Origin of the sequence: Amycolatopsis sp. NPDC052450, assembly GCF_044547565.1 — a bacterium.
GTDB lineage: Bacteria > Actinomycetota > Actinomycetes > Mycobacteriales > Pseudonocardiaceae > Amycolatopsis.
Genome location: NZ_JBIUAQ010000001.1, coordinates 833,225 through 857,779 on the forward strand (window position 1 = coordinate 833,225; position 24,555 = coordinate 857,779).

Consider the following 24,555-nt stretch of genomic DNA (forward strand, 5'->3'; position numbering starts at 1 on the left):
TTCATTGGCGTTCGGCCCGAGCCGCTGTCGTCAGGATCGTTTGCCACAGAGCGATATTGTCCTTGTCTTTCGGTCCGAGGTGGTTGCCCTCGAACACGTTGGAAACCACCAGGTATAGGAGGGACTTAAGTAAGGGCAAGTCGTTCAGGCCGCCGTGTTTGCCGCCAAGCAGCATCTTGCGGTACCGCTTGTTGAGCCACAATGTGCGTTCGTCACGGTCGATGCGAAAGAACAGATCGTCGGCGAATAGTTCCCAACGAATGTCGATGGGGTCTTCACCGGCTTTTTCGGGGATCTCTCGTTTAATCAGGTCGCGGACGCGAGGTGGTAGTCCTACGCCGGGATGGGCCATCGCTGTTCGTTTGGTCGAACGTTTCCTTGACTCTGTGTGCACGGCCTCGGCAAGGTCGAAGTACTCGTGGAGGCTGAGTCCGTCGTCCGATCTGGCTGAAGCCGCTAGTCGCGCGAACTCGGGACCTACGTTCACTCGCGACTTTTCTGGATTCATCCTGAACAGACCAGTCACATCGTTATCAAGATTCACCTCAACGCGCGCCAGGCGGAGTTTAGGGTTCGGCGCGTGAACGCCTTCCCAGCCTCCAGCTTGTAGTAGCCGGTCACGCCTGTAGAAATACAGGCCTTGGTGGTTGACGGGGTTTCCGGTCAACTGAAACGACGGGTTGCCCGATTGGCCTGGCCAAAGGTGGCATCGAAAATCTAGTTTTAGTCCGTTCTCCTCAGCCGACAGAACCTTTGGAAATCCTGGACGACCGGGAAAAGCGTAACCGAATGGGTTGAGCGGTGTGACTGGTATTGGCGGCCCGATGAACCCAGTGTCTACTTCGTAGACGTCGAATTCGACGTTTAGTCGATCTTGTTCGATAAACCGATGGAATATCATGCCGATATGCTGGCAAGTGTTAGTTATCGCGTGATCGATAAATTCGTCAACTCGGCGAGGATCATGTGTGGCTGGGAAAGCGACAACATCGTCCCAGCGAACCACCGTTCCACTATCTTCGATCTGAATGCGCCAGTTTTGCTCCAGCTCCGATTTGGCGAAATCTTTCGAAACCACATCGCAGGCAAAACTGCGTTGCTCGCTGCCTTCGAGACGCCAGCGTCTTCCGACAGCCTCGTTGCCTGACGCTCTCGACATCACGGTCAAACACCGTGCTTGGCTGAAGGAGGCTGCTTTTAGTCCCAAGCCGAAGTGGCCGAGATCGCCGTCGTCGTACTTCCGTCGGCCACCGACGGTCATCGCGGAATCGATCATGCCTGGGGGCATGCCGCGACCGTTGTCTACGACATAAAGCGAGGTCAGGCGCTCATCGACCTTCACGAGGCGGATCAGGACTTGCGTCGCGCCCGCGTCGATCGAGTTGTCGACTAGGTCGGCGAGTGCTGTCGGCAGTGAGTGATTGCGTCCGATACTGTCCAGCGCTCTTGGGTCAGGCGGGAGCTCGATGCTTCCATTAGTCGGTACGGTACGGCTCCACTCGACCACAAGCTCCACCCCTACTCTTATCGGATGCGTGGCCCGGTAGTCCGTGGGCCATGCTGCACTCCGATATCCCCGATGATTAGCTACCCGTTACTGGACGTTACCAAGATGAGTCGAAGCTGGGTAGTGGGATCGCTCGGAAGGAGGGCCGGTCCAGACGCGGGTCTTGTGTCGATCGATCGCCTACTTGATCTGCTAGTGAGACCCACCGCGACACCTGATCACAGGTCGGGAAAAGTGCTGCGTACAACGGTGATAAGGCGCTTTGCTGCGTCGTGATCGAACTGCAAGGTTTGGCTTACCTTCTTCTCTGATTGTCTGTCGTCGGATCCGTAGGTGCTGAGCTGGAGCAGATTCCCCGCTGGGGTGGCAACTGTTCTATAGCCACACTCCACTTCCGTCGGGTGAGGCTTCGAGTCTCCTGTCACCTTGAAGAAGTCCGTTACTCTCGCCATGCATCTACTGTGCCACACGCCGGAACGTTCAGGCGTTATACGGTTTTGGTCAAGGATGACAGCTCTACGCTCGCTCGCTGTCGGTGCTGTCTGTCGTGAGCCCACGAGCTCGCCCTCCGTAGCGTGCACCTCGGTTTTCACTCGAACGGGTCGTCAAGAAGACCTAGGCGGACGTCGTCGCCTTCCTCGCCTCCGACGACGCCCGGTGGGTGACGGGACAGGTCATCGAGGCGAGCGGCGGGTTGTTCCTCGGGCCGCCGGGCCAAGGCGCAGAATAGGCCGGTGACGTGGTTCAGCGAGGACGAGCTCCGCAGGCAGGCCGGTGACGTCTCCTTCGCGCGCGGGGCCAAGTACCTGGAGTCGGTCGAGACGCTGGACGACGTCGCGGGCGGGGTCGCGGCGGTGGTCAGCGGCACCGACCGGTACACGGTCCGGTTGCGCAACGTCGACGGCGAGCTGGTCGGCGAGTGCTCCTGCCCGCACGCGGCGGACGGCTTCTTCTGCAAGCATTGCGTGGCCGTCGGGCTGCTGGTCCTCGAGGGGGTGGCGGACGGCGGCGCGGCCGACATCCGCGGGTACGTCGAAACCCTCTCCCACGCCGAGCTGGTCGAGTTGCTCGTCGGGCACGCGAACGAGGACCCGGCCCTGTTCCGCAAGCTTTCGCTCAAGGCGGGCCGCGAGGACCTCGACGCGTTGCGGCGGCATGTCGAGGGAACGTTGCGGTTGCGCGGTTTCGTCGGTTTCCAGGGCACGGTCGCGTACACCGAGAAGGTGCGCGAGGTGCTCGCCACCGTCAAGGAACTCATGGACGGGCCGCTGCTGTGCCGCGTCGTCGAGCTGGTGGTGGAGGCGCTGGACTTCGCCGAGGACTCGTTCGGCGCGCTCGGCGCCGAGGTGAGGAGCGCGCTCGCGTTGTACGCGGAGGCTTGCGCGGACTCGCCGCCGGAGCCCAAGGAGCTCGCGGAGTGGTTGCTACGGCTGGATCTCGACGGTTCCGGCCGCGTCGACGTGAACATCGCGGACTTCACCGCGGGCCTCGGTTTCGAGGGGCTCGCGGTGTTCCGGGCCGGCGTCGAGGAGCGGTGGCGGCTCGACGACGGCGAGGACCCGTACCGCAGCCGCAAACTCCAGCGGCTGCGCGAGGGGTTCGCGGCGATGCGGAACTGGCGCGCCTAGAACCGCTGGCGGTTGCGGTACAGCTCCTCCAGATCCCGTTGCCCGGCCTGGTCGCCGGTGTCGGCGGCCGCGCGGAACCAGTGCTCGGCCTCTTGGAAGTTCCCGTGGTCGGCGGCCAGCCTGCCGAGGTTGGTGTACGCGGGGACGCTGCCGAGTTCCGCGGCCTTCCGGTACCAGGCGGTGGCCTCGCCGGGGTCGTTCCGGTCGTTGGCCAGCACACCCAGGTTCGTCATCGCGGCGGCGTCGCCCCGTTTGGCGGCCTTGAGGTACCAGCGTTCGGCGGCGTCGAGTTCGCCGCGGCGGTGCAGCACCAGGCCCAGCCGGACGGCGGCCTCGGGGGCGCCGGCGGCCGCGGCCGCGTGGTAGCAGCTTTCGGCGCGCGCGAGATCGTTCCGTCGCTGGGCCTGGTGGCCGAGTTTGCACAGCGCGGAAGCGTCGGCCTCTTCCCCCGCCTTGCGCCACCAGGGTTCCGCTTCGGCCGTCCGGCCGGTGTCGCAGAGCACGGCGCCGAGCGTGATCATCCCCTCGACGTTGCCCGCCTCCGCGGCCTCGCCCGCCCAGTACTCGGCTTCCTCGAGCTCGCCGCGCCGATGCAGCGCCCGCGCCAGTTCCGCCATCGCCTCGACCCGGCCCTCGGTGGCCGCGCGCCGCCACCAGTCCTCGGCGGCGGCGACGTCACCCCGCCGCGCGCAGAGATTTCCCAGATGCGACATGGCATGCGAATCACCGGCGGTCGCGGCTTCGCGGTACCAACGTTCGGCCTTCTCCGGTAGGCCGCGTTCGGCGAGGAGGTGCGCCAGGTTGCCCATCGAGACCCTGTCCCCGCCCTCGGCGGCCTTCCGGAACCACGCTTCCGCCTCGTCGAGATCGCCGCGCTCCAACGCGGTGGATCCCATACGCGCCATGGCGATCACGTGTCCGCGCTCCGCGGCCTTCCGGTTCAGATAGTCGTCGACCCGGGTGTTCCACTTACGTTTTTCGGCGCCCACAAACCCGCTCCTTCCGGCAGCGTCCCTGGGGTAGTCGCTGCTCAGGACCCGGATGTGACAACAACTACCGGGTGTCATCGCCGTGTCGCACCCGGTTTCCGCGCCCGTCGCGGCGATACTTGGGCGCTCCCCATCCCCGTCGAGAGGAATCGCGCGGTGGCCACGCGTACCCGGCAGATGACCACGGCCCAGCGGCTGCTTTTGTTGATCAGCCTCGCCGCCGTCGTGCTCGCGGTCTTCTGGTTCGTGAGCGGCAAGGGCGACGCCCTGCAACCCACCCCGGCGAACACGGCCGGCGCGGCCGACGCGCGCAAGCAACTGGACGAGCTCACCGTCGCGCCGCGCGGTTCGATGGACGGCTACGACCGCAAGAAGTACCCGCATTGGGACAACCAAGGGAACAACTGCAACACACGCGAGTTCGTGCTCAAGCGTGACGGCAAGGACGTCAAGGCCGGTTCGGACTGCGCCCCGACCTCCGGCAGCTGGACGAGCATCTACGACGGCGAGACCTGGACCAAGCCGACCGACATCGACATCGACCACATGGTCCCGCTCGCGCAGAGCTGGGTCAGCGGCGCGAAGTCGTGGACCGACGAAAAACGGCGCCAGTTCGCGAACGACCTGACTCGGCCGCAGCTGTTCGCCGTCACCGACAACGTCAACCAGGAGAAGAGCGACAAGGCGCCGGACCAGTGGAAGCCGCCGCTCGTCTCGTTCTGGTGCACCTACGCCACCGACTGGATCACCGTGAAGCACTACTACGGCCTCACGGTCACCACCGCGGAGAAGAGCGCGCTCGGCGACATGCTCGGTCGTTGCTGATCAGCCCGGCTTCGGGTTGGCTGGGCGCATGACGACCTTCGTACTGATCCACGGCGGTGGCGGCAGCGCCTGGGACTTCCACCTCCTCGAGGCGGAGCTGGCGGGCCGCGGTCACGACGTCGTCGCGGTGAACCTGCCGATCGAGGACGAGAAGGCCGGTTTCCCGGAGCACGTCGACGCCGTCGTGAAAGCGATCGGCGGCCGCGACGACATCGTCGTGCTCGGCCACTCCTACGGCGGTTTCACCGCGCCGATCGTCGCCGGCGAGGTCTCGGCGCGGCTGCTCGTGATGCTGACCCCGATGATCCCGAAGCCGGGCGAGACACCGGGGGACTGGTGGGGCAACACGGGTTTCGAGGACGCCAAGGACCTCAGCGACGAGGAGAAGTTCTACAACGGCGTCCCCGCGGCCATCGTCGCGGACGCGGGTGCGCACGGCCGGAACCAGGTCAGCGCCGAATGGGGACAGCCGTGGCCGCTGGAAAAGTGGCCGGACGTCCCGACGAAGGTCCTCATCGCGCGCGAAGACCGCTTCTTCACGCCCGACTTCCAACGCCGGGTCGTCCAGGACAGGCTCGGGTTCGCGCCCGACGAGATCGACGGCTCCCACTCCGTGCCCTTGAGTCACCCGAAGGAACTGGCGGACCGCCTGGAGTCCTACGTCACCAGCGATCCAGCCGCATGACCTCTTCGAGCGGCTGACGCGCGGCGGGCTTGAAGGTGTCGCCGGTGTAGAACGCCGTCGGGATGAGCGCGGCCTGGTGCACGTTCTCCGGCAGGCCGAGGATCTCCGCGGCCTCCTTCTCGTACGCGAGGTGCAGCGTCGTCCACGCCGTGCCGAGCGTGACCGCCCGCGCCGCGAGCATGTAGCTCCACACCGCCGGCAGCAGGTTCCCCCACAGCGGGGCCTGGTTGCCGGCGGGCAGTTCGGCGCTGTTCGTCTCCAGGCACGGGATGACGTGCACGGGCACCTCGCCCATCTTGTCGGCCAGGTACTCGACGCTGGAGCCGACGCGCTTCTGCACCTTCGAGCGTTCGGGGTCGTCCGCGAACAGTTTCCCGGCCGCGTTCGGGGAATCCAGGTACTCGCGGCACGCCCGCCGATAGAGCTTCCCGAGTTCGGCCCGCTGCCCGGGATCGGTGATCACGAGCCAGTGCCAGCGCTGCGTGTTCGACCCGCTCGGCGCCTGCAACGCGGCCTGCAAGGCGTGTTTCACCAGTTCGAGGGGGACCGGCCGGGTCAGGTCCAGTCGTTTGCGGACGGTTCGGGTTGTCGTCAGCAGCTCTTCGGGCGTCATCCGGAGATTATGTCGTTATGATCCGCTGGTGGGGAGGCCGCCGCGCGAACGAGGGATGGGCACCTTGTTGCGCCACGTCCTCGAATTGACCGAGGCGGACGTCTCCGCGTTCTTCGAAGACATCGGGCTGGGGGACTACCGTCCGCGGTTCACGCCGTTCGTCCGCGCCATCGTCACGCACGGGCCGCTGCCCATCCGCGATCTCGCCGTCGAAGTCGGCGTGACGCATTCCGCGGCCAGCCAGACCATCGCGCAGATGGCGCGCCAGGACCTCGTGTCGCTCCGGCCGGGGACGGACGCCCGGCAGAGGATCGTTTCGCTGACCGAGAAGACGCGGCGCCTGATGCCGACGCTCGAAGCCGAGTGGGCCGCGACCAGCGCCGCGGCCGAGCAGCTGGAAGCCGAACTGCCGTACCCGCTCAGGGAAGTGCTGGTCGCCGCCGTGGAGGCGTTGGAGCGGAAACCGCTCCGGGAGCGCATCGCCGAAACGGACGCCGCGCTCAAGCTGGAGCGTCGGCCCGGTCCAGGTTGAACACGGCCCAGACGTACTTGCCGCCGACGCACAGTTCGTGTCCCCAGTCCTCGGACAACGCGTGCACCAGCTGGAGACCGCGGCTGCGCGCCGCCATCGGCGACGGTTCCTTCAACTTCGGCCGCTTCGTTCCGGAGTCGAAGACCCGCAGGGTGAGCCTTCCCTCGGCGTACTCGACCTCGAGCCTGTCCGGCTTCTCGCCGTGCTCGAAAGCGTTCGTGACCAATTCGGACGTCGCCAGGAGGACGTCGTCGACAGCCGGGCCGTCGAGGCCGAGGCCGGTCAGAGTCGCCCGCACCGCCTGCCGCGCGACGGCGGGCGCCGTCACATCGACCGGCAAGGGGAGCGAGGCCACCGGCAACGAGCCCTCCGATCGCGTCTTGGACATCGTCATGGTTCCGCACCTCCCCTCACGAGAGACTCTCAGATCCGCTGTTCGCCTCCCTGATACCCACAAGAGCCGAGGTCGAATCAGGTCCCGTCGGTGAGTTCAGTCTCGGTCAATCCTTCACGCAGTTTCTTCAGCGTGGAGGCCAGCAAACGTGACACCTGCATCTGGGACACGCCGACCCGGCGCGCGATATCCGACTGGCTCATCCCGGACCCGAAGCGCAGCGCGACGATCTTGCGCTCCCGGTCGGGCAGCCGTTCCAGCATCGGCCGCAACGCCTCGCGCAGCTCCGCCTGGCTCAAGTTGGCGTCCGCCTCGCCGAAGCGGGTGTGCGCCGAGTTTTCCAGGAGGTTGTCCAGCGAGGCCCCGTAGCGGCCCTGACCTGCGCGAAGGCCCTCGTAGACCTCGTCGATCGGGACGCCGAGATGGGCGGCGATCTCACTGGGCTTCGGCGCGCGGGAAAGCCGGACCGTCAGCTCCTCGCGCACGGCCGAGATGTTCGCGTTCAGCTCCTTGAGCCGCCGCGGCACCCGGACCGACCAGCTGTTGTCGCGGAAGTGATGCCGGAGTTCGCCGGAGATGGTCGGAACCGCGAACGCCAGGAAATCACTGCCCTGGCCGGGATCGAACCGGTCGACGGCGTGGATCAGCCCGATCGTCGCGATCTGGACCAGATCCTCCATCGACTCGTCCCGGTTGCGGAACTTGCGCGCCAGATTGCGCGCGAGCTCCAGATGAGCGCGCACGAGCTCGTCTCGGAGCCCTTCACGCTCGGGCGCGTCCAGTGGCAACGCGCACATGCGCTCGAACAGGGCCGGAACGTCCGCGCCGTCTTGCCCGACGGGTTCCGTCACGGCCGGGCCGCCTCGCTCTCCCGGATGAGCTCCACCCTGGACAGGTAGCCGCCGTCGGCCGGGACGACACTCCGCCGCGCGGACGTCGCCAGCGCGGTGAGCAACTGCCAGGACAGCCCGGTCTCGTCGTCGGGTTCCGGAGAGTTCGAAAGGACCGAGACGGTCACTTCGATCCGCCCGTCCTTCCACGAGAAAACACAGGTCAGATGGCCGTCGGCGGCGGAGGGAAGCAGCATGGAGCAGGCTTCGTCCACCGCCATTCTGAGATCTTCGACAGCGTCCAGGTCGAAGTCCTGGCGCATCGCGATATCCGCGACGATCGTCCGGAGAGTCGGCACCACATGCGGTACCGCGGCCGTGCGTACCTCGATGAGTTGAGCGCCCTCCCCGCCGGGCGGGGTGTTGTCCACCACGTGTGTTCCTCTCTCGAGCAGCGCTGCCGGTCCGGTGCTGGATCACTTCCCTGGGTGTGAGCAAACCAAACCCACGTTTGACGCGCGCAGGGGGCGGGCATGTAACCGGCGACAAACGATCTCCTGGGAAGGCGGGGACCGACATGGCTGACGTGAGCCGGCTGCCGAACGTGGTGGCGGAAGAGTGGGATTGGCAGCTCCGTGGGTCTTGCCGAGGCGCCGACAGCAGCTTGTTCTTCCACACGGACAACGAGCGTGGTTCGGCCCGTGAGCGGCGCGAATCGCGCGCCAAGGCCATCTGCCAGACCTGCCCCGTGCTGGCGCAGTGCCGTAAGCACGCGCTCGCGGTGCAGGAGCCCTACGGCATCTGGGGTGGTCTCGGCGAGATCGAGCGCCGCGAGCTGTTCCTCCGTGAACGCCGCGCCGGGCGCAAGACGTTGACCGCGCATTGAGCGCTTCCCGGGCACCGGTCGGCGACGCGCGCGACGGCGATCGCGGCGCCCCGTCCGTACTGGGTTAGGGTTGGGACTGTCGTTGCGGGGACAGCCACGCCTACCCGCCGAAGAAGAGCGTGCGTCCGTGTCCGGACTGGGCGCGGCCGTCGCTTGAGACCACAGGCGCGTTCCGGCGCTGAGCGTCGGTTCTCACCTGATGAGGAGAATGTGCATGCCCGCAGCGGACCAGAACACCACGCCGCCCGGTTTCAGCATCACGCTGGACGCCGACGCGTCTGAACCGCGTGTGGTGGTCACCGGTGAGCTAGACCTGCTGACGAGCCCGCAGCTTCAGGAGACCCTCGGGGCCCTGATCACGGACAAACCGTCGGGCCGGGTGGTCGCCGACCTGACCGGTGTGACCTTCTTCGACTCCTCGGCGCTGAACGTGGTGCTCCAGGCACAGCGTCAGGCCGCCGAGAAGGCGGTCGAGCTCGAAGTGGTGCCCAGCCCGCAGGTGAGCCGCGTGATCGAGCTCACCGGCGTCGCCGAGCACCTCAGCGTGTCGGAGGAGCCCCCCGCCTGATCCCCCGCTACGGTCGTGGGCTCGTGATCCGCGACACCTGGGGGCTGCACGATGATGGGGCGGACGCATGCCCTGACCGGCTGGTGCGCGGGGCTCGCGCTCGCACCCGTGGTCGGCGCGGGCACGGTGCACCAAGCGGTCGTGTTCGCCGCGACCACGGCGGGCTTCGCCCTATTGCCCGACCTCGACCACCCGGGCGCGCGCGCGTCGAGGCTGCTCGGCTGGTTCACCGGCGCGATCTCCTGGCTGCTTCGCCGGGTCTCCGCGGCCCTCTACGCGCTGACCAAGGGACCTCGGGACGAGAAGGTCACCGGTAAGCACCGTCATCTCTCGCACACCGTGCTGTTCGCCGTCGGCCTCGGCTTCCTGACCTCCTGGGGCACCACCGAAGGCGGACCGTGGGCGGTGTTCGGCGTCGTCGTCCTCGGCCTGCTGCTCGCGGAAGGCGCGCTCGGCGACTGGCTGCTGCCGGTCAGCGGCGCCGCGGTCGCGTGGTGGGTGTGGACCGCCCCGCCGGACAAGGCGGCGCAACTCGCGGAGATCTCCGGCTGGCTCGGCATCGCCGTCGCGGCCGGATGTTTCGTGCACTGCCTCGGCGACGCGCTGACCGAGTCCGGCTGCCCGTTCCTGTTCCCCATCCCCATCGCGGGTGAGACCTGGTACGAGATCCGGCCGCCGAAGCCGCTGCGGTTCCGCACCGGCAAGAACGTCGAGAACCGGCTGATCTTCCCGGTGTTCGCGGTCGCCGCGGTGCTGCTGATCCCCGGCGTCTGGGAGTACCTGTTCACCACGGTCCAGGGGTTGTTCACGCCGGAAGGCACGCAGACCGCGGTGCAGTGAGCTGTGCCCTCGGCGGACCGCTCGCCTTCCCTCCGCTGACGTTGCGAAAGCCACTTTCGCAACGTTGAAGGTTGCGAAAGTGGCTTTCGCAACCCGGCCCTTCACTCGCCACTGTTGTGACCTCTGGTGCTTGTGGGGCGACCGTGGCGATTATCGAGTCCGTGAAGGCCTCCTTGAGGGACCCAGAGTCCCTCAAGGAGGCCTTCACGGATCGGGCCTGGCACCGACCGCGGTCGGAACAACTTAGATACCTAAGACACCCTTGGCCCTAACCGTCATTACCACTCACGAGACAGGACCCAGACGGCCCTTCAGCCGTTGCCGAGGAATGCCCTCGTCGGCGGCGGCGTTGAATCGGAACGCCGGACCCGGTTGAGGAGGGGAACAGTGGACAAGCCAGTGCTGCGCGCCGACGCGCGCCGCAACCGAGCGAAGGTGCTCGCAGCCGCCGAAGAGGCCTTCGCCGTCAACGGCCTCGCCGTCCCCCTCGACGAGATCGCCCGCATCGCCGGTGTCGGCGCGGGCACGGTGTACCGGCATTTCCCCAGCAAGGAAGCGCTCTTCCAGGCCGTCGTCCTCGACCGGCTCGAACAGTTCGCGCGCGAAGCCCGCGACCTGCTGACCGCCGAAGACCCCGGTGAAGCGTTCTTCGACTTCTTCAAACGCGTCGTCCAGCAGGCGTCCCGCAACCGGGCGGTGTGCGACGCGCTCGCCGAGACGACCGGGCTGGGTTTCAAAGCGAACGCGGGCAACGATTTCCGGTCGGCGACGCAGGCGCTGCTGACGCGGGCACAGGCCGCGGGCGCGGTGCGCGAGGACATCGACGGCGACGACCTGCGCGCCCTGATCGCCGGTTGTCTCGCCGCGGAGCGGTATTCGCTCGAGGAACGCCATCTCGTGCGGGTCGTTGTCGACGGTTTGCGCACGTTACGTAACAAAACGTAAGATCGTCGCGAGAAGTCCTCGTACCTGCGCTTCGCATGGCGAGGGGGTGCCGGATGTCGAGTCAGGGTCCCACCACCGGTTCCGTCACGGTCGCGGCCATCGCCGGCCTCGCGACCGGGCTGCTCGTCGCCGCCCTCCTGGTGGCAGGCCGCGAGCCACAGCCCCGCGTCCACGAAGTCGGCACAACCCCTTCCCCGGCCACGACCTCCCGTTCGGTCGGGCCGGTCACGGTGACCGTGCCGGGCAGCTCCCCGGAACCGCTCGTCATCACCCGCACCAGCACGCCGGCGCCGCGCACGGTGACCAGGACGGTGACGCCGCCCACCTCGACGGTGCTCCCGCCCAGCACGACCGGTACGGGATACCGGAGAGACTGAAGGACCGTGAAGGCCGCCCCCGATGAACGGCCTCCACGGTCATCCCCTGTGGCTAGCCGACGTCGCGACGCCGCCAGCCCATGAGCCCGGCCACGAGCGCGACCACGGCGACCCCGGTCAGCCAGACCAGCGGTGTCGCGGTGAACTCCGCGGCGGGCAGTTTCGGAACGTGAGAGAACGGCGAGACGTCCAGCAGCACCCGCGGCAGGTCCAGCACCGGGCCGAACAGGCTGAGCAGCAAGGCCAGCCCGGCGATCGCCCACCCCGCCGTCGAGAGCTTCGGCGCCAGGCCGAAGAGCGTCACGGCCAGGCCGACGATCACCCACACCGCCGGAAGCTGCGCCAGCGAAGCGACCACCATGTCCCCGGCCGAGCCGGCGACACCGCCTGTCCGCATCCCGTTCGACAGTCCCAAGAGGACACCGCTGACCACCATCATCAGCGCCGTGCCGCCGAACGCGAACACGAGATGGCTCCCCAGCACCCGCAGCCTGCCCACGCCGGTCGCGAGCAGCGGCTCGACCCGGATCGCGGTCTCCTCGGCGCGGATCCGCAACGCGGCCTGCACCCCGTACAGTGCGATGACCATGGCGAACAGGCCGGCCATCGCCGCCATGAACGCGTCGATCAGCCCGTCCGTACCGCCGAGACGCTGGAAGATCTCCTTCGCCTGCCGGCTTTCCCCGACGACGTCACCGATGCCGCTCGCGACCGAGCCGAACACCGCGGCGCACACCGCCGTGCCGATCAGCCAGCCGATCAACGGGCCCCGGTGCAGCCGCCACGCCAGCGCGAACGGGCTGCGCAGCGACGCCGCCGCCCCGGCGGGGCCCGGCCGCGGCGGGACGAGGCCGGTGCCGACGTCGCGCCGCGGGAGCAGCGCGTAGCCGACGGCGCCGACGACCACGGTCGCGGCCAGCGGCAGCAGGAAGACCCACCAGCGCTCGCCGGCGAACGGCCGGATCTGCTGCGCCCACCCGATCGGGGACAGCCAGGAGACCCAGGTCGCGTCCGAGGTCGAGTCGCCGACCGCGCGCAGCAGGAACGCGACACCGACGGCGGTGGCGCCGATCCCGTTGGCCGTCCTCGAGTACTCGGCCACCTGGACGGCGACCGCCGCGACGGCCGTGAAGACCAGCCCGGTCGCCGCGGTGGCGGCGCCGAGCGCGAGCGCGCCGTCGGACGGCAGCTTCGCGCCGATCATCAGCCCGGTCTCGACGAGTCCGATGAGGACACTCGCGCCGGCGGACACCAGCACGCCAGCGGTCAGCAGGGCGTACCGGCCGACCACCGCGGAGGCCAGCAGTTCCGCGCGGCCGGTGTCCTCCTCGGCCCTGGTGTGCCGGGTGACGGTGAAGACCGCCATCAGCGCGACGACCAGCGCGAGGAAGCCGCCGAGCCGCCACGCGGTGAAGCCGCCCGCGGTCGAGAGGTCGAAGGCCGGGCCGTAGATCAGCGAAAGCGACGGGTTCGCGCCCATGCTCGCGGTGAGCCCGGCCCGTTCGGCGGCCGTCGGGTACAGCGTTTCGAACGTCCCCGACGACGTCGAGGGCATGATCCCGAGCAGGACGACCCAGATCGGCAGGACGATCCGGTCCCGCCGCAGCGCCAGCCTGGTCAGCTGCCAGGTGCCGGCCAGCCCGTGCGCCGGTTCGGAGACGGTCACCGGGCGGTTCAGCGTCGCGGTCATTTCGCGCTCGCTTCGGTGGTGTAGTGGCGGAGGAAGAGCTCCTCCAGCGTCGGCGGCTGGCTGGTCAGGCTGCGGACGCCGACCTGGGTGAGCTGACGCAGCGCGTCGTCGAGGGAACGGGTTTCGACGTCGAAGCGGACCCGGTTGCCCTCGACCTTGAGATCGTGGATGTTCTCCAGTTTCGTCAGCCCGTTCGGCGGGCCGGCGAGTTCGGCGGAGATCGACGTCCTGGTGAGGTGCCGGAGCTCGGCCAGCGTGCCGGTCTCCACGGTGTGCCCGTTGCGGATGATGCTGACCTTGTCGCAGAGCGCCTCGACCTCGGCCAGGATGTGGCTCGACAGCAGCACCGTGCGGCCCTGCTCGCGCTCCTCCTGGATCGCGTACTGGAAGGTGGCCTCCATCAGCGGGTCGAGCCCGGAGGTCGGCTCGTCGAGGATCAGCAGGTCCACGTGCGAGGCCAGCGCGGCCACGATCGCGACCTTCTGCCGGTTGCCCTTGGAGTAGGTGCGCCCCTTCTTCTTGGGGTCGAGGTCGAACCGTTCGATCAGGTCCTTGCGGCGGCGCTGATCGAGCCCGCCCCGCAGCCGCCCCAGCAGATCGATCACCTCGCCGCCGGAGAGGTTGGGCCAGAGGTTCACGTCGCCGGGGACGTAGGCGAGGCGCCGGTGCAGGCTCGCCGCGTCCTTCCATGGGTCGCCGCCGAGCAGGCGGACGTCGCCCGAGTCCGCGTGGAGCAGACCGAGCAGGACCCGGACGGTGGTCGACTTCCCCGCGCCGTTCGGGCCGAGGAAGCCGTGCACCTCCCCAACGGGTACCCGCAGGTCAAGGCCGTCCAAAGCCTTGGTCCGGCCGAAGGATTTGTGGAGGCCGGAGATGGAGATGGCGTTTTCCATGGCTCTGAAGGTACAGTGATTTCATGAAGTTGTGAAGTTAAGAAAACGTATGGACGGTGTGATCGCTCTGGGGGATGTACGAGAGGATGTGCCCATGACGACGACGCCTGAGAGTGCTTCGAGCACCCAGAGAGACGAGGACGCCGTCCGCCGTTACGTGGAGCACCTGGGCCTCACGCTTTCCCAGATCGGGATGCAGCGGATGCCCGCCAGGGTGTTCGCCGCGTTGATGACCACCGACGCCGGCCGCCTCACCGCGGCCGAGCTGGCCGACCAGCTCTCGGTGAGCCCCGCCGCGATCTCGGGGGCCGTGCGCTGGCTGGAACAGATCGGCCTGGTCGCCAAGGAACGCGAGCCCGGCTCGCGCCGCGACCACTACCGGCTCTTCGACGACCTCTGGTACGCCACCTTCATGAAACGCGACCGCATGATCAGCCTGTGGCGCGACGCGGCCGACGAGGGCGTTTCGGCGCTGGGCGAGGACACGCCGGCCGGTGAGCGGGTCGCCGAGATGCGGGACTTCCTGAGCTTCATGATCAAGGAGCTCAACGACATGTACGCGAAGTGGCACGAGATGCGGGCCGAAAAGGGCAAGTGAGAGCGCGCGGCCGCGGGGTGGCCGTTCGGTGCTGGTGGTCGTGAGTGGCGTTTCGGGTTCTGGCAGTCCTCACCACTCACGAGACGCGAGGATGAGTGGGCGGCTCGTTCAGTGCTTCCGGCGGTCCGGTGTCGAGCTCTTATGTCCCCACGGACCGTGACCACTCACGCAAGCGTCTGACTGGAAGTCCTTCACGCGCAGCCGCTGTGACCGCTGGTGCACGTGGGGCGAACGCGGCGATCATCGAGTCCGTGAAGGCCTCCTTGAGGGACCCAGAGTCCGTCAAGGAGGCCTTCACGGACTCGAGCCTGAGAGCAACCGCAGCCGGAACCCACATAGGTACCTAAGACACCCCTTGGCCCTAACCCGAATCGCCGCTCACGACCAACGCGACCACCAACGTCGCCGCCAGCCTCTCCGCCCACCGGTCCAGCTCCTCCGCGGGCGGTTCGCGATCCTCGAAGGACGCCAGGAACGCGTACTGGAAACAGGCGCCGAGCAGCAGGGACGCCGACGCCTCCAGATCCGCGTCCTCGCGGATCCTGCCGAGCCGGGCCTCTTCGCCCAGGTACTCGATGACGCGTCCGAGTGGGACGTCCGGCCCGCCGTCCCTGCTCATGACCCGTTCCCGATGGGTCGCCAGCAGCTCCCGCGAGGAGAACAGCGACACCGCGATCGGGAAGCTCTCCAGATAGAACGACAGCGTGATCCGCGCCAGCCGCTTGAGGTTCGCCGCGAGCGGGCTGTCGGCCGCGGTCTTCATCAGCTCGTCCAAGGTCGTCCCGAGCGCGGGCAGCCGCTCGGTGAGCACGCTCATGAAGATCTCGGTCTTGTCCTTGAAGTGCTTGTACAGCAACGCCTCCGAGTAACCCGCCGCCCGCGCGATGGCCTTGGTCGTGGCGTGCGCGTAGCCCTGCTCGCGCATCACCTTCGCCGCCGCAGCGACGATCTCCTCGCGGCTTCCCATATTCGCTCCTGAGGGCTTCTCAGCGTTCGCTCGACAAGTGGTTAGTGAACACTCACCATAGTGGGTGAGTGTTCACTAACCCAGGAAGGCGTGACCATGAAGCTCACTGTTCTCGGTGCCACGGGCGGGGTCGGTTCGGAAGTCGTCAAGCAGGCGTTGGCCGCCGGACACCACGTCACGGCGGTCGTCCGCGACCCGGCCCGGCTCGACGCCGAGGACGAACTGCTGGAGGTCGTCGTCGCCGGGCTGTCCGAGCACGGCGCGCTGGCCGAGGCGGTGTCCGGACGTGACGTGGTGATCTCGGCGCTCGGCGCCCGTGACCGGACCCCGACGACCGTCGTCACCGACGGAGCGCACGCCGCCGTCGCCGCGCTCGGATCGGCGGGGACCCGGCGGCTGCTCCTGGTGAGCGCCAGCGGTCCGTTCGTCGACGGTGACGCCTTCTTCACCAGGAACGTCGTCAAGCCGATCCTGGGCAGGGTCCTCCGGCACGCCTTCGCGGACATGATCGCCGCCGAACGGATCGTGCGCGCGAGCGACCTCGACTGGACGATCGTGCGCCCGCCTCGGCTGCTGAACGGGCCGCACACCGGCGCCATCGCCGCCCGCACCGACGGCAACGTCCGTGGCAGCTACAGCATCAACCGCGCCGACGTCGCCGACTACCTGCTCCGCGCGGCCGCGGACGACTCGCTCGTCCACCAGACCGTCTCGATCGCCCAGGGCCGACGCGGAAGTAGAGTCGCGGGGTGATCAGCCGTGCGGTGGTGCTCGCCCCGATCCTGCTCGCGCAAGCCGTCCGGGTGCGCCGTACGACGCCGAGGCTGCCCGGCGCCGCGGGTCCGGTCACCGGCCTCGTGCCGGGCGACGGCCGTCCGGTTCGGCTCGCCGTGCTCGGCGAGTCCACTGTGGACGGCGTCGGCGCGGCGACGCACGCCGAGGGGCTCACCGGACGGCTCGCGGACGAACTCGCGCGGGACGGCCGCGCGGTCGCCTGGCAGGCACTCGGCAAGACCGGGGCCAACGCCCGGGTGGCGCGCGAGGAGCTGCTGCCGCTGCTCGAACCCGCCGACCTCGTGGTGATCGCGCTGGGCGTCAACGACACGATCGAACTGCATTCGGCCGCGCGCTACCGGCGTGACCTGCTCGACCTCGTCGTCTCCCTGCGGCGCCGCGCCGGGCGGGTCCCGGTGGTGCTGGCGGGCGTGCCGCCGATGGGCCGGTTCCCCGCGCTGCCGCGTCCGCTGCGCGACGTCCTCGGCGCGCGGTCGGCCGCCCTCGACGCCGCGGCCGCGCGGCTGGCGTCGCTGCCCGGCGTCGTCCACGTCCCGATGCCCGCCGCGATGCTCGACCCGGCGACCTTCGCCGAGGACCGGTTCCACCCCGGTCCCGAGGGGTACCGGCGCTGGGCCGGACAACTCGCGGACGTGAGCCACCGGCTACTCAGCGGCACATTTCACCGGTAAAACCGCTGATCAGGTCACCCTCTTGCCACAGAACGAGAAATTTCCGCGAAAAAGCTGGCTCTGCGTGTATCTGGTGGCAGCCTCGTTGCGTCCTATGGAGCAGTCGAGGAAATGAGGGACACCCGATGACGACCGAGACCAACACCGCGCCCGTCGACGACGAGGCCACGGCCACCGAAGACCTCGAAGAGACCCCGAAGCCGGGCCCGATCACGGCGCCGGTCCCGCCCCGTCCCGGCACGAGCCCGGACGGCAACTGGGACCCGCACGGCACCAAACCGCCGGTGAACTGAACTACCACAGACAGGTGATGTCCGGAGGCCGAGGGGGCCTCTGGACATCACCTCCGGGTGCTCCTTCGGGGGAGGGGGACGCCCGGACGCGGGCCCGTTGGGGAGCGGGCCCGGGGGGAGGGAAAAAGGGCCGGCCGGTGCGCAGTCCACACCTACTCGCGCCGGCCGGTGCCTTTGTCCTCGCCCATCTCGAGGGGGATGACCGGAGACCCGACAAAAAAGTTAGTGACTTGATGTATCCCAGAGCCTCTTGCACGCTCTTTCTCCCCGAAGGGCCCGCGATACTGCCAGCGCCGACACGAAGACACGTCCGAAGTGGGGCAGATACGGTGACCGACGTGCAAACGACCGAGGTAGACCCGCCATGGGAAGGACTGACCGGTGCCGACCTGCATGCCGCCTGCATGCGCGCGGCCCGGGCCGGTGACCGCCAGGCGATGGACAGACTTGTGCACGAGTTGACCCCGCTCGTGTGGCATGTCGCGCGTGCGAACGGTCTCGATCGCCTGACCGCCGAGGACGTGGTCCAGACGGTGTGGCTCGCCCTCTTCAGCCAGCTCGACAAACTTCGTGACCCCAAGGCACTCGCCGCCTGGTTGATCACCACCACCAGACGTGAAGCACAGCATCCTTTCGGCCGCCGCGCCCAGCCCGTCCCGCTGACCGACGAGCTGGCCGAAAGCATGGAGAGCACCCATCCGGCTCCCGAGGAGGAAGCCGTCCGCGCCGACCGGGATCGCCGGGTCTGGCGCGCCTTCCTCCGCCTGCCGCACCGCTGTCAGCAGCTCCTTCGGCTGACCGTGCTCGCCGGGCGGGCCGAATACCAACTGGTCGCCGAAGCACTCCGTATGCCGCGCGGAAGTGTCGGCCCGACCAGGGGCCGTTGCCTCGAATCGATGCGCGACCTGCTGGCCCACGAAGGGGGAAGCCGATGAACGACCTCGGGACGCCGGGGGAGATGACCTCCCCGGGCGATGAGGACCTGCTCGCCGATATCGGGCGCTTCATGGACGAATTGGACCCGCCGCCGGGAGATCTGGTGCAGCGGGTTCAGTTCGCGCTCGCGCTCGAAAACCTCGACGTCGAGGTCGCCCGCTGGGAACGGATGGACGCCACGGCAGGCGTCCGCGGCAGCGACACCGGCACGATCACCTTCACCGTCAGCGACCTGACCGTGATGATCAACCTCACCAAGATCGGCAAGAAACACCGGATCGACGGCTGGCTCGTGCCCGCCGGCGAGTACGGAGTGGAGGTTCGCGTCGCCGAACACGGCACGAGTTCCACCACCGCCGACGAGGGAGGCCGGTTCGTGCTGGACAACGTCCCCCAGGGCACCACCCAGATCGTGATCCACCTCGGTGACGTGACCTGTCGCAGGACCGTCGTGACCCCCACAGTGGTGCTCTAACCGGACGGCTGTTCCGTTATGCGGCGTGGGTGTGCTCCCATAGTGCGTGTGCCCGCGTCGTCTCCTCCTGTCGTCGATCCCGTAGCCGAGGAAGCGGCCGAGCTCCATCGCCGAGCGAGGGCCGCCGCCTCGGATCACGGGCTCAGCAGGCCGATACGGCTGCTTCGGCGCGCGCTCGCGCTACTCGGCCCGGTGGACGCGGATCTGGTGGCCCGGCTGGAGATCCGGGTCCGGATCCTGATCAGCCTGGCGGCGGCCGAGGCGGAGTTCGTGTCCCAAGAGGACGGTTTCGCCCGGCTGGACGAGGCGGAACGCATCCGGCTCCTGCTGCCGGGTGGCGACGTCCGCCACGAGCTGCGCTTCGTCGTCGGGCTGCAGCGTGCCGTCGTCCTGATGCGGGCCGGGCGGCTGGAGGAGTCGCTCGCGCTCAACAACGCCTTCCTCCCCGGGCTCGCCGCCGAGGCGGGCAAGTACAGCGCGGTGCTCACCAGGTCACTGGTGAACCGCGCGTGGCTGCATCTGGAAATGAGCAACCCGGACGCGGCGTACCGCGACCTCGTCGAGGCGTCGGACCTCGCCGTCGAGCACGGCCATCGGTTGCTGGAAGGGAAGATCCGGCACAACCTCGGTGATCACGCGCAGCTGCTCGGGGACATCCCGGAAGCGCTCCGGCACTACGAGCAGGCGGCCACGATCTTCGTGACCGACGGTCCCGGCTCGCTGCCGCTCGTCCGGCTCGACCAGGCGAAGGCGCTGCTCACCGCGGGACTCGCCGAAGAGGCCGCGCGGCATCTCGACGACGCCATCCCGGAACTGCGGCACAACGGCGCGGTGCACCTCGTCGCGGAGGCGGAGGTCGCCAGGGCCGGTGCCGCCATCCTGGAACGCGACTACGCGCTGGCGAAGAAGCTCGCGGCGTCGGCACGGCGGAGTTTCCTGCGGCGTGGCAAGGGCCGCTGGGCGGAGATCGCCGCGTTGACCCGCCTCCGCGCGGACGCGGTGAAGGTGCTGGCGGACCGGGAGAAGAGGCCGTCCGCGAAACTGCCGGGGCGGCTGGCCGATCTCGCCATCCGGCTGGCCGGACTCGGTCTGCGCGACGAAGCCGGCGCCGCCCGGATGTTCGCGGTGCGGTTGCTGATCCGTCGCGAAGAGACGGTCGCCGCGCAGGAACTCCTGGCGCAGGTACCGAAACCGCGGCAGACGACGCCGATCGACCACCGGATGCAGTTGCGGTTGTGCCGGGCCGAACTCGCGGTGGCGTCGCATCGGCCGCGTTCGGCGCTCGCGCAGGCGCGGGCCGGGCTGGCGGAACTCGGGCAGATCCGCGACCGCATGGGCGGGCTCGACCTCGTCTGCGGGACGGCGGCGCACGGCGAAGAACTGGGCAAACTCGCGCTCACACTGGTGCTCAAGAAGGCGAGGCGCAGCGGCGCCGGGGCGAAGAGCCTGTTCGCGTGGCTGGAACGCACGCGCGCGCAGGTGTACCGCTACGAACCGCTCCCGGTCATCGAAGATCCGGCGCTCGCCCGACACATCAACGAAATGCGGCACGTGCAGGGGACGATCCAGGCGCGGCGGTTGTCCGGCGAACCGGTCGGGAAGCTCGAGGAACGCTACGACCGGTTGCAGCAGGAGGCGACCCGGCTCGGGTGGTACACCAGCCAATGGGGTCGTCCGCGGCCGGTGTCGACACCCGAAGAGGTGGTGGAGCGGCTCGGCGATCGCGTGCTGGTCAGCCTCATGGGGTATCGCGACACCTTGTACGCGGTGGTCGTCGACCACGGCCGGTTCCGGCTGCTGAAGCTGGGGCCGCTCGCGGAGATCGTCGAGACCGCGCGGCAGTTGCACGCGGACCTCGACGCGCTGGCCCCGGACAACCTGCCCGCGCCGCTCGTCGAGGTCGTCACCGGTTCCGCGCGGCGCCGGGCGGCCAAACTGGACACGCTGATCTCGGCGTCGCTGGCGAAAACACTGCAGAACCGCGAGCTGATCATCGTGCCGATCGGCTCGCTGTACGCGTTGCCGTGGGGTGCTTTGCCGTCACTGCACGGACATCCGGTGTCGATCGCGCCGTCGGCGACCGCATGGGTGAGCGCGTCGGGACGGCGGAACTCCGGCCCGGTCCTGCTCGCCGGCGGACCCGGTGTGCCGGGTTCGGTCGGTGAGGTGCGGAACCTGCGGACGGTGTACCCGCACGCCAGGCTCGTCGACGGGAAGGCCGCGACCAGCGAAGCCGTACTGTCCGCTTTGGACGGTTCCGGGATGGCGCATCTGGTCGCGCACGGCGCGCACGAACCGGCGAACGCGTTGTTCTCGCGGCTGGAACTCGTCGACGGACCGTTGTACGCGCACGAAACCGCGCGGCTCGCGAAGCCGCCGGAACGGGTGGTGCTGGCCGCGTGCGAACTCGCGATGAGTCACATCCGGCCCGGCGAGGAGGCGCTCGGTTTCGCCGGGACGCTGCTCGCCAGCGGATCGCGGACGGTCATCGGCGCGATCGCGCGGGTCGGGGACAAGGCCGCCGCCGAAGCGATGGCCGACCTGCACCGGCGGCTGGCCTCGGGAACCGCACCCGCCCTGGCACTCGCCGAAGCGACCGCCGCCGACCCGCTGCGGCGGCCCTTCCTTTGCCTTGGCGCGGGCTGAAGGGGACGGCGTGAGTGGGTAAGGACGGTTAGGTCAACCGTGTCTTGCAGGTGCACGGATGGCGCTTTCACGTGCCTGAACGGACGACACACGTGATCAGAGGGACGACACACGTGATCAGGCGGACGACTCGCTGCGGAACCCTCGGCCGCGGTCGTGTCGTTCGTCCAGTCACGTGTGTCGTCCGCCGGATCACGCGTGTCGTCCGTTCAGTCACGTGACATCCCTGGTGCCGGACCTCGTGATGCGTGATCAAACGCGAGTTACGTCTTCAAACACGCGAGTTACGCCTTCGCGCCGCCCGCCACCCCGGGCGTTGGGCTCGCCACCGTAAGACCCAAGGGGTGAAGGCGTCCTTCGCCGCGTCCGATGCGGCTATGGCGTCCTTCAGTTCCCCACAGGAGTTGTCCACAACCATCGCCACCTGTGGACAACCCCGCCGACCAGCCCTTCCGAGCGCCCATCGCCGGTAGACTGGACTCGGGGCCGCCCCCCTGGGAAGGGCGGGGGGTGGGGTCAGGCGCGTTCGGCGTGTTTCACCAGGCGGGTGGCCAGGATCGAGATCACCGTGCGCAGAGCGGTGCGGACGGCGGCGCCGGTGCCGGGCAGCGGTTCGGTGAACCGGCCGGTCCACCGCAGATCCGTGCCACCGGAAGCGTTCGGCGTGAACGACACCTCGGCGCGGTAGTCCTTCAGCGGCGCGAGGCCCGCGAAGCCGTAGACGTGCTTTCGGTCCTGTTCGTACTCGAGCGTCTCCTCGTGGAGATACACCGGCCACAGGCCGACGGCCCGGACGGCGCCCACCCCGTCCGCGTCCGGTTCCCGCGCCCAGCGCGAGTGGAACACCACCGGCTTCGCCCACTCCGACCACCGGGAACCGTCGGCCTCCAGCGCGAACAGGGAAGCGGGCGAGGCGCTGCTCGTCCGGTTGATCTCGAAGGAGTACGTCTTGCCCATGTGGCGACGATAACCGCTCCGGCCGCCACGGATAAGTCAAGATAGGGGCGTGAGCACGTCGCGCCGCGAGATCGCCGCACCACATTGGCTGGTGCAGCTGCTCCGCAGCACGCCGGTTCCCATTCCGTGGAACATGGTCGCCCGCGCCGTCCTCGCCCTCGCCGTACCGCTGGCCGTCGGCTACGCGCTCGGCGACATCGGCGTCGGCGCGCTCGTCTCCACCGGCGCCCTGCCCACCGTCCTCTCCGAATCCGCCGGCCCGTACCGCTACCGCGCCCGCCGGCTCGGCGGCGCCACCGCGGCCGCCGCCCTCGGCTACTTCGCCGGGCTGATCACCGGCGGCGTCCCGGCCGCGTCCATCCCGGTCGTCGTCGGGGTCGCGGCGGTGTCCGCGCTGATCAGCGCGGCGGGCAGCAACGCGTCGGTCGCCGGCTTGCAGATGTTCGTCTTCTGCGTGCTCGGCACCGGCCAGCACGTCACCGGCCTGCGCGTCGAAATCCTCCTCGGCTACTTCTGTATCGGCGCCGCCTGGAGCCTGCTGATCGCGCTCGCCACCTGGACCTTCCGCGCCACCAGCCCCGAACGCGGCGCCGTCGCCCACGTCTACGTCGAACTCGCCGCGATGCTGTCCGCGACCGACGAAGCCACCTCCCGCGTCGCGCGCCACCAGCTCACGACCGCGATGAACACCGCGTACGACCGGCTGCTCACCGCGCGATCCTGGCTGTCGGGCCGCGACGCCACCTACCGCCAGCTGCTCAACCTGCTCTCGGCCAGCACCCCGGCCGTCGAGGCGTCGGTCGCGATGGTCAACGCCGGCCGCCGCGCCCCGGAAGACGTGATCGACCACTTCATCGCGACCTCGGCCGCCGTGCTCGCGAACCAGGAACTGCCGGAACCTCCCCAAGCGCCCGAAGACGCCGACCCGGTCCTCGCCGCGCTCTACGCCGGACTCGCCCGGATAGGCAAGGGCGACAACCGGAAACGGCGCGAGGTGCAGCCGTGGCACAAGCGCCTCCGCGGCTGGGCGGGTTCGCTCGTCTCCGGTCCGCTCACCTGGTTCGCCGCGCTGCGCCTCACGCTGTGCGTCGCGATCGCCGAAGTCGTCGCGCTGCTCGTCCCGTTCGAACGCTCCTACTGGATCACGCTCACCGTCGGCATCGTCCTCAAACCGGACTTCGGCTCGGTCTTCGGCCGCGCCGTGCTGCGCGGCATCGGCACGGTGATCGGCGTCGGCATCGGCGCGGCCGTGCTCGCCGCGGGCGGCGAAGGCTGGCTGCTGGTCCTGCTGATCGCCGTGTTCGCGGGTGGCGTCGCGGTCGGCAAGGTCCGCAACTACGGCATCCTCAGCGCCTTCGTGACGCCGCTGATCATCCTGCAGATGGACCTCGCCAGCACCGGAAGCTGGGACATCGTGCTCGCGCGGCTCGTCGACACCGTGCTCGGCTGCGCGATCGTCCTGCTCTTCGGCTACCTGCTCTGGCCGGGCAGCCGACGGCCGCAGGTCGGCGGACGGCTCGCCGACAGCCTCGACTGCCTGGTGAAATACGTCGACAAGGGCCTCGTGCTCGCGCCGTCGGGCGAAGCGCGCTTGGAACGCTCACGTGCCCGTCGCCGCGCCTACCGCGCGCTGGCCGACCTGCGGACCGCGTTCCAGCAGGTCGTCGTCGAACCCTCCGCCGCCGGACGCCAAGCCGTCGCCTGGTGGCCGGTGATCGCCGGACTCGAACGCGTCGCGGACGCCGTCACCGAGGTCGGCGTCACCCTCGGCCGCGGCGCCCCCGCCCCGGCCGACGCCGACATCGCCCTCCTGACGGCCGCCCTCACCGAACTAGCGGCCGCCGTCCGCGAGGAACGGGACCCGGCGGAGATGCCGATGCCCGAAAGCGAGCAACTGTCCGGCGTCGTCGACCAGATCGGCGCGGCCTTCGACGCCGTGCGCGGCCCCGACCTCGTCGAACGCGCGCCGCTGCGGCTGGTCCGGCGGTTCCTGCCGTACCACCGCCGCGCCTGAG

At 68.8% G+C, this 24,555-nt stretch carries 27 protein-coding genes and 1 pseudogene; 18 read left to right on the forward strand and 10 right to left on the reverse strand.

The features are described from left to right. Position 1: 1 nt before the first annotated feature. Positions 2-1,516: an ATP-binding protein gene (locus tag ACIHAO_RS04070; protein WP_396554636.1), complete on the reverse strand. Its 1,515-nt coding sequence runs from the start codon at positions 1,514-1,516 to the stop codon at positions 2-4. Positions 1,517-2,116: 600 nt separating this feature from the next. Between ACIHAO_RS04070 and ACIHAO_RS04075 the strand changes: the two are divergent. Both ACIHAO_RS04075 and ACIHAO_RS04080 read left to right on the forward strand, forming a co-directional pair. Then, a pseudogene (locus ACIHAO_RS04075) lies at positions 2,117-2,237 on the forward strand (SDR family oxidoreductase); the annotation flags it as partial. Between the two features lie 4 nt (positions 2,238-2,241). Continuing rightward, positions 2,242-3,135: an SWIM zinc finger domain-containing protein gene (locus ACIHAO_RS04080; protein WP_396554637.1), complete on the forward strand. Its 894-nt coding sequence runs from the start codon at positions 2,242-2,244 to the stop codon at positions 3,133-3,135. Here ACIHAO_RS04080 and ACIHAO_RS04085 read toward each other — a convergent pair. After that, positions 3,132-4,124 carry a tetratricopeptide repeat protein gene (locus tag ACIHAO_RS04085; RefSeq protein ID WP_396554638.1) on the reverse strand — a complete coding sequence of 331 codons (993 nt, stop codon included), beginning with the start codon at positions 4,122-4,124 and terminating at the stop codon, positions 3,132-3,134. The two genes, ACIHAO_RS04080 and ACIHAO_RS04085, sit on opposite strands and share 4 nt — an antisense overlap. Before the next feature lie 156 nt (positions 4,125-4,280). Between ACIHAO_RS04085 and ACIHAO_RS04090 the strand changes: the two genes are divergently transcribed. Then, positions 4,281-4,949, forward strand: a complete 669-nt coding sequence (locus ACIHAO_RS04090; protein ID WP_396554639.1) for an HNH endonuclease family protein — start codon at positions 4,281-4,283, stop codon at positions 4,947-4,949. Positions 4,950-4,977: 28 nt separating this feature from the next. Then, complete coding sequence (locus ACIHAO_RS04095; RefSeq protein WP_396554640.1) at positions 4,978-5,634, forward strand: alpha/beta fold hydrolase; 657 nt, start codon at positions 4,978-4,980, stop codon at positions 5,632-5,634. Here the strand turns inward: ACIHAO_RS04095 and ACIHAO_RS04100 are convergent. Beyond that, positions 5,612-6,247 carry a nitroreductase family protein gene (locus ACIHAO_RS04100; RefSeq protein WP_396554641.1) on the reverse strand — a complete coding sequence of 212 codons (636 nt, stop codon included), beginning with the start codon at positions 6,245-6,247 and terminating at the stop codon, positions 5,612-5,614. The two genes, ACIHAO_RS04095 and ACIHAO_RS04100, sit on opposite strands and share 23 nt — an antisense overlap. A 55-nt stretch (positions 6,248-6,302) precedes the next feature. On the opposite strand from ACIHAO_RS04100, the gene ACIHAO_RS04105 reads away from it, so the two are divergent. Continuing rightward, entirely contained in the window at positions 6,303-6,779 is a 477-nt protein-coding gene (locus ACIHAO_RS04105) for a MarR family transcriptional regulator (protein WP_396554800.1), read from the forward strand. Here ACIHAO_RS04105 and ACIHAO_RS04110 read toward each other — a convergent pair. The 3 genes from ACIHAO_RS04110 to ACIHAO_RS04120 form a co-directional block, all read right to left on the reverse strand. Continuing rightward, the gene (locus ACIHAO_RS04110; protein ID WP_396554642.1) at positions 6,748-7,173 is read right to left on the reverse strand and encodes an ATP-binding protein; all 426 of its coding nucleotides are present in this window, start codon (positions 7,171-7,173) and stop codon (positions 6,748-6,750) included. The two genes, ACIHAO_RS04105 and ACIHAO_RS04110, sit on opposite strands and share 32 nt — an antisense overlap. A gap of 77 nt (positions 7,174-7,250) precedes the next feature. Continuing rightward, entirely contained in the window at positions 7,251-8,024 is a 774-nt protein-coding gene (locus ACIHAO_RS04115; RefSeq protein WP_125790423.1) for a SigB/SigF/SigG family RNA polymerase sigma factor, read from the reverse strand. Beyond that, positions 8,021-8,437, reverse strand: a complete 417-nt coding sequence (locus ACIHAO_RS04120) for an anti-sigma factor (RefSeq protein ID WP_396554643.1) — start codon at positions 8,435-8,437, stop codon at positions 8,021-8,023. The genes ACIHAO_RS04115 and ACIHAO_RS04120 overlap by 4 nt, the downstream gene beginning before the upstream one ends. A gap of 143 nt (positions 8,438-8,580) precedes the next feature. On the opposite strand from ACIHAO_RS04120, the gene ACIHAO_RS04125 reads away from it, so the two are divergent. From ACIHAO_RS04125 to ACIHAO_RS04145, 5 genes are all read left to right on the forward strand, one after another. Next, entirely contained in the window at positions 8,581-8,889 is a 309-nt protein-coding gene (locus tag ACIHAO_RS04125; protein ID WP_125780715.1) for a WhiB family transcriptional regulator, read from the forward strand. Positions 8,890-9,103: 214 nt separating this feature from the next. Then, positions 9,104-9,457 carry an STAS domain-containing protein gene (locus ACIHAO_RS04130; RefSeq protein WP_125790422.1) on the forward strand — a complete coding sequence of 118 codons (354 nt, stop codon included), beginning with the start codon at positions 9,104-9,106 and terminating at the stop codon, positions 9,455-9,457. 54 nt (positions 9,458-9,511) lie between these two features. Next, positions 9,512-10,297, forward strand: a complete 786-nt coding sequence (locus tag ACIHAO_RS04135) for a metal-dependent hydrolase (protein WP_396554644.1) — start codon at positions 9,512-9,514, stop codon at positions 10,295-10,297. Positions 10,298-10,684: 387 nt separating this feature from the next. Beyond that, positions 10,685-11,242 (forward strand): TetR/AcrR family transcriptional regulator, encoded by a 558-nt coding sequence (locus ACIHAO_RS04140; protein WP_396554645.1) that lies wholly within the window; start codon positions 10,685-10,687, stop codon positions 11,240-11,242. 53 nt (positions 11,243-11,295) lie between these two features. Continuing rightward, positions 11,296-11,619, forward strand: a complete 324-nt coding sequence (locus ACIHAO_RS04145) for a hypothetical protein (RefSeq protein WP_396554646.1) — start codon at positions 11,296-11,298, stop codon at positions 11,617-11,619. A gap of 52 nt (positions 11,620-11,671) precedes the next feature. On the opposite strand, the gene ACIHAO_RS04150 is transcribed toward ACIHAO_RS04145, so the two are convergent. After that, complete coding sequence (locus ACIHAO_RS04150) at positions 11,672-13,309, reverse strand: ABC transporter permease (protein WP_396554647.1); 1,638 nt, start codon at positions 13,307-13,309, stop codon at positions 11,672-11,674. Beyond that, on the reverse strand, positions 13,306-14,202 hold the full coding sequence (locus tag ACIHAO_RS04155) for an ABC transporter ATP-binding protein (protein ID WP_125780725.1): 897 nt from the start codon (positions 14,200-14,202) through the stop codon (positions 13,306-13,308). The genes ACIHAO_RS04150 and ACIHAO_RS04155 overlap by 4 nt, the downstream gene beginning before the upstream one ends. A gap of 94 nt (positions 14,203-14,296) precedes the next feature. On the opposite strand from ACIHAO_RS04155, the gene ACIHAO_RS04160 reads away from it, so the two are divergent. Continuing rightward, complete coding sequence (locus tag ACIHAO_RS04160; protein WP_396554648.1) at positions 14,297-14,800, forward strand: GbsR/MarR family transcriptional regulator; 504 nt, start codon at positions 14,297-14,299, stop codon at positions 14,798-14,800. 361 nt (positions 14,801-15,161) lie between these two features. Here ACIHAO_RS04160 and ACIHAO_RS04165 read toward each other — a convergent pair whose 3' ends face one another. Further along, on the reverse strand, positions 15,162-15,767 hold the full coding sequence (locus tag ACIHAO_RS04165) for a TetR/AcrR family transcriptional regulator (RefSeq protein WP_396554649.1): 606 nt from the start codon (positions 15,765-15,767) through the stop codon (positions 15,162-15,164). Between the two features lie 96 nt (positions 15,768-15,863). Here ACIHAO_RS04165 and ACIHAO_RS04170 point away from each other — a divergent pair, with 96 nt between their 5' ends. From ACIHAO_RS04170 to ACIHAO_RS04195, 6 genes are all read left to right on the forward strand, one after another. After that, entirely contained in the window at positions 15,864-16,520 is a 657-nt protein-coding gene (locus ACIHAO_RS04170) for an NAD(P)-dependent oxidoreductase (RefSeq protein ID WP_396554650.1), read from the forward strand. Next, positions 16,517-17,233 (forward strand): SGNH/GDSL hydrolase family protein, encoded by a 717-nt coding sequence (locus tag ACIHAO_RS04175; RefSeq protein WP_396554651.1) that lies wholly within the window; start codon positions 16,517-16,519, stop codon positions 17,231-17,233. Before ACIHAO_RS04170 ends, ACIHAO_RS04175 begins: the two co-directional genes overlap by 4 nt. Positions 17,234-17,358: 125 nt before the next feature. Next, the gene (locus tag ACIHAO_RS04180) at positions 17,359-17,526 is read left to right on the forward strand and encodes a hypothetical protein (protein WP_199748656.1); all 168 of its coding nucleotides are present in this window, start codon (positions 17,359-17,361) and stop codon (positions 17,524-17,526) included. A 329-nt stretch (positions 17,527-17,855) separates the two neighbouring features. After that, on the forward strand, positions 17,856-18,461 hold the full coding sequence (locus tag ACIHAO_RS04185) for an RNA polymerase sigma factor (protein ID WP_101611873.1): 606 nt from the start codon (positions 17,856-17,858) through the stop codon (positions 18,459-18,461). After that, the gene (locus ACIHAO_RS04190; protein WP_125780735.1) at positions 18,458-18,937 is read left to right on the forward strand and encodes a carboxypeptidase regulatory-like domain-containing protein; all 480 of its coding nucleotides are present in this window, start codon (positions 18,458-18,460) and stop codon (positions 18,935-18,937) included. The genes ACIHAO_RS04185 and ACIHAO_RS04190 overlap by 4 nt, the downstream gene beginning before the upstream one ends. Before the next feature lie 42 nt (positions 18,938-18,979). After that, positions 18,980-21,583, forward strand: coding sequence for a CHAT domain-containing protein (locus tag ACIHAO_RS04195; RefSeq protein ID WP_396554652.1), 2,604 nt, complete (start codon positions 18,980-18,982; stop codon positions 21,581-21,583). 516 nt (positions 21,584-22,099) lie between these two features. On the opposite strand, the gene ACIHAO_RS04200 is transcribed toward ACIHAO_RS04195, so the two are convergent. Further along, positions 22,100-22,540 (reverse strand): SRPBCC family protein, encoded by a 441-nt coding sequence (locus tag ACIHAO_RS04200; protein WP_125790412.1) that lies wholly within the window; start codon positions 22,538-22,540, stop codon positions 22,100-22,102. Positions 22,541-22,589: 49 nt separating this feature from the next. On the opposite strand from ACIHAO_RS04200, the gene ACIHAO_RS04205 reads away from it, so the two are divergent. Next, entirely contained in the window at positions 22,590-24,554 is a 1,965-nt protein-coding gene (locus tag ACIHAO_RS04205) for an FUSC family protein (RefSeq protein WP_396554653.1), read from the forward strand. The last annotated feature ends 1 nt before the right edge of the window (position 24,555 follow it).

Coding starts and splice junctions, on each gene's coding strand:
- ACIHAO_RS04170 (WP_396554650.1), top strand. CDS start 15,864: ATGAAGCTCACTGTTCTCGGTGCCACGGGCGGGGTCGGTTCGGAAGTC.
- ACIHAO_RS04130 (WP_125790422.1), top strand. CDS start 9,104: ATGCCCGCAGCGGACCAGAACACCACGCCGCCCGGTTTCAGCATCACG.
- ACIHAO_RS04135 (WP_396554644.1), top strand. CDS start 9,512: ATGGGGCGGACGCATGCCCTGACCGGCTGGTGCGCGGGGCTCGCGCTC.
- ACIHAO_RS04125 (WP_125780715.1), top strand. CDS start 8,581: ATGGCTGACGTGAGCCGGCTGCCGAACGTGGTGGCGGAAGAGTGGGAT.
- ACIHAO_RS04160 (WP_396554648.1), top strand. CDS start 14,297: ATGACGACGACGCCTGAGAGTGCTTCGAGCACCCAGAGAGACGAGGAC.
- ACIHAO_RS04180 (WP_199748656.1), top strand. CDS start 17,359: ATGACGACCGAGACCAACACCGCGCCCGTCGACGACGAGGCCACGGCC.
- ACIHAO_RS04155 (WP_125780725.1), bottom strand. CDS start 14,202: ATGGAAAACGCCATCTCCATCTCCGGCCTCCACAAATCCTTCGGCCGG.
- ACIHAO_RS04150 (WP_396554647.1), bottom strand. CDS start 13,309: ATGACCGCGACGCTGAACCGCCCGGTGACCGTCTCCGAACCGGCGCAC.
- ACIHAO_RS04200 (WP_125790412.1), bottom strand. CDS start 22,540: ATGGGCAAGACGTACTCCTTCGAGATCAACCGGACGAGCAGCGCCTCG.
- ACIHAO_RS04145 (WP_396554646.1), top strand. CDS start 11,296: ATGTCGAGTCAGGGTCCCACCACCGGTTCCGTCACGGTCGCGGCCATC.
- ACIHAO_RS04105 (WP_396554800.1), top strand. CDS start 6,303: ATGGGCACCTTGTTGCGCCACGTCCTCGAATTGACCGAGGCGGACGTC.
- ACIHAO_RS04165 (WP_396554649.1), bottom strand. CDS start 15,767: ATGGGAAGCCGCGAGGAGATCGTCGCTGCGGCGGCGAAGGTGATGCGC.
- ACIHAO_RS04095 (WP_396554640.1), top strand. CDS start 4,978: ATGACGACCTTCGTACTGATCCACGGCGGTGGCGGCAGCGCCTGGGAC.
- ACIHAO_RS04110 (WP_396554642.1), bottom strand. CDS start 7,173: ATGACGATGTCCAAGACGCGATCGGAGGGCTCGTTGCCGGTGGCCTCG.
- ACIHAO_RS04190 (WP_125780735.1), top strand. CDS start 18,458: ATGAACGACCTCGGGACGCCGGGGGAGATGACCTCCCCGGGCGATGAG.
- ACIHAO_RS04100 (WP_396554641.1), bottom strand. CDS start 6,247: ATGACGCCCGAAGAGCTGCTGACGACAACCCGAACCGTCCGCAAACGA.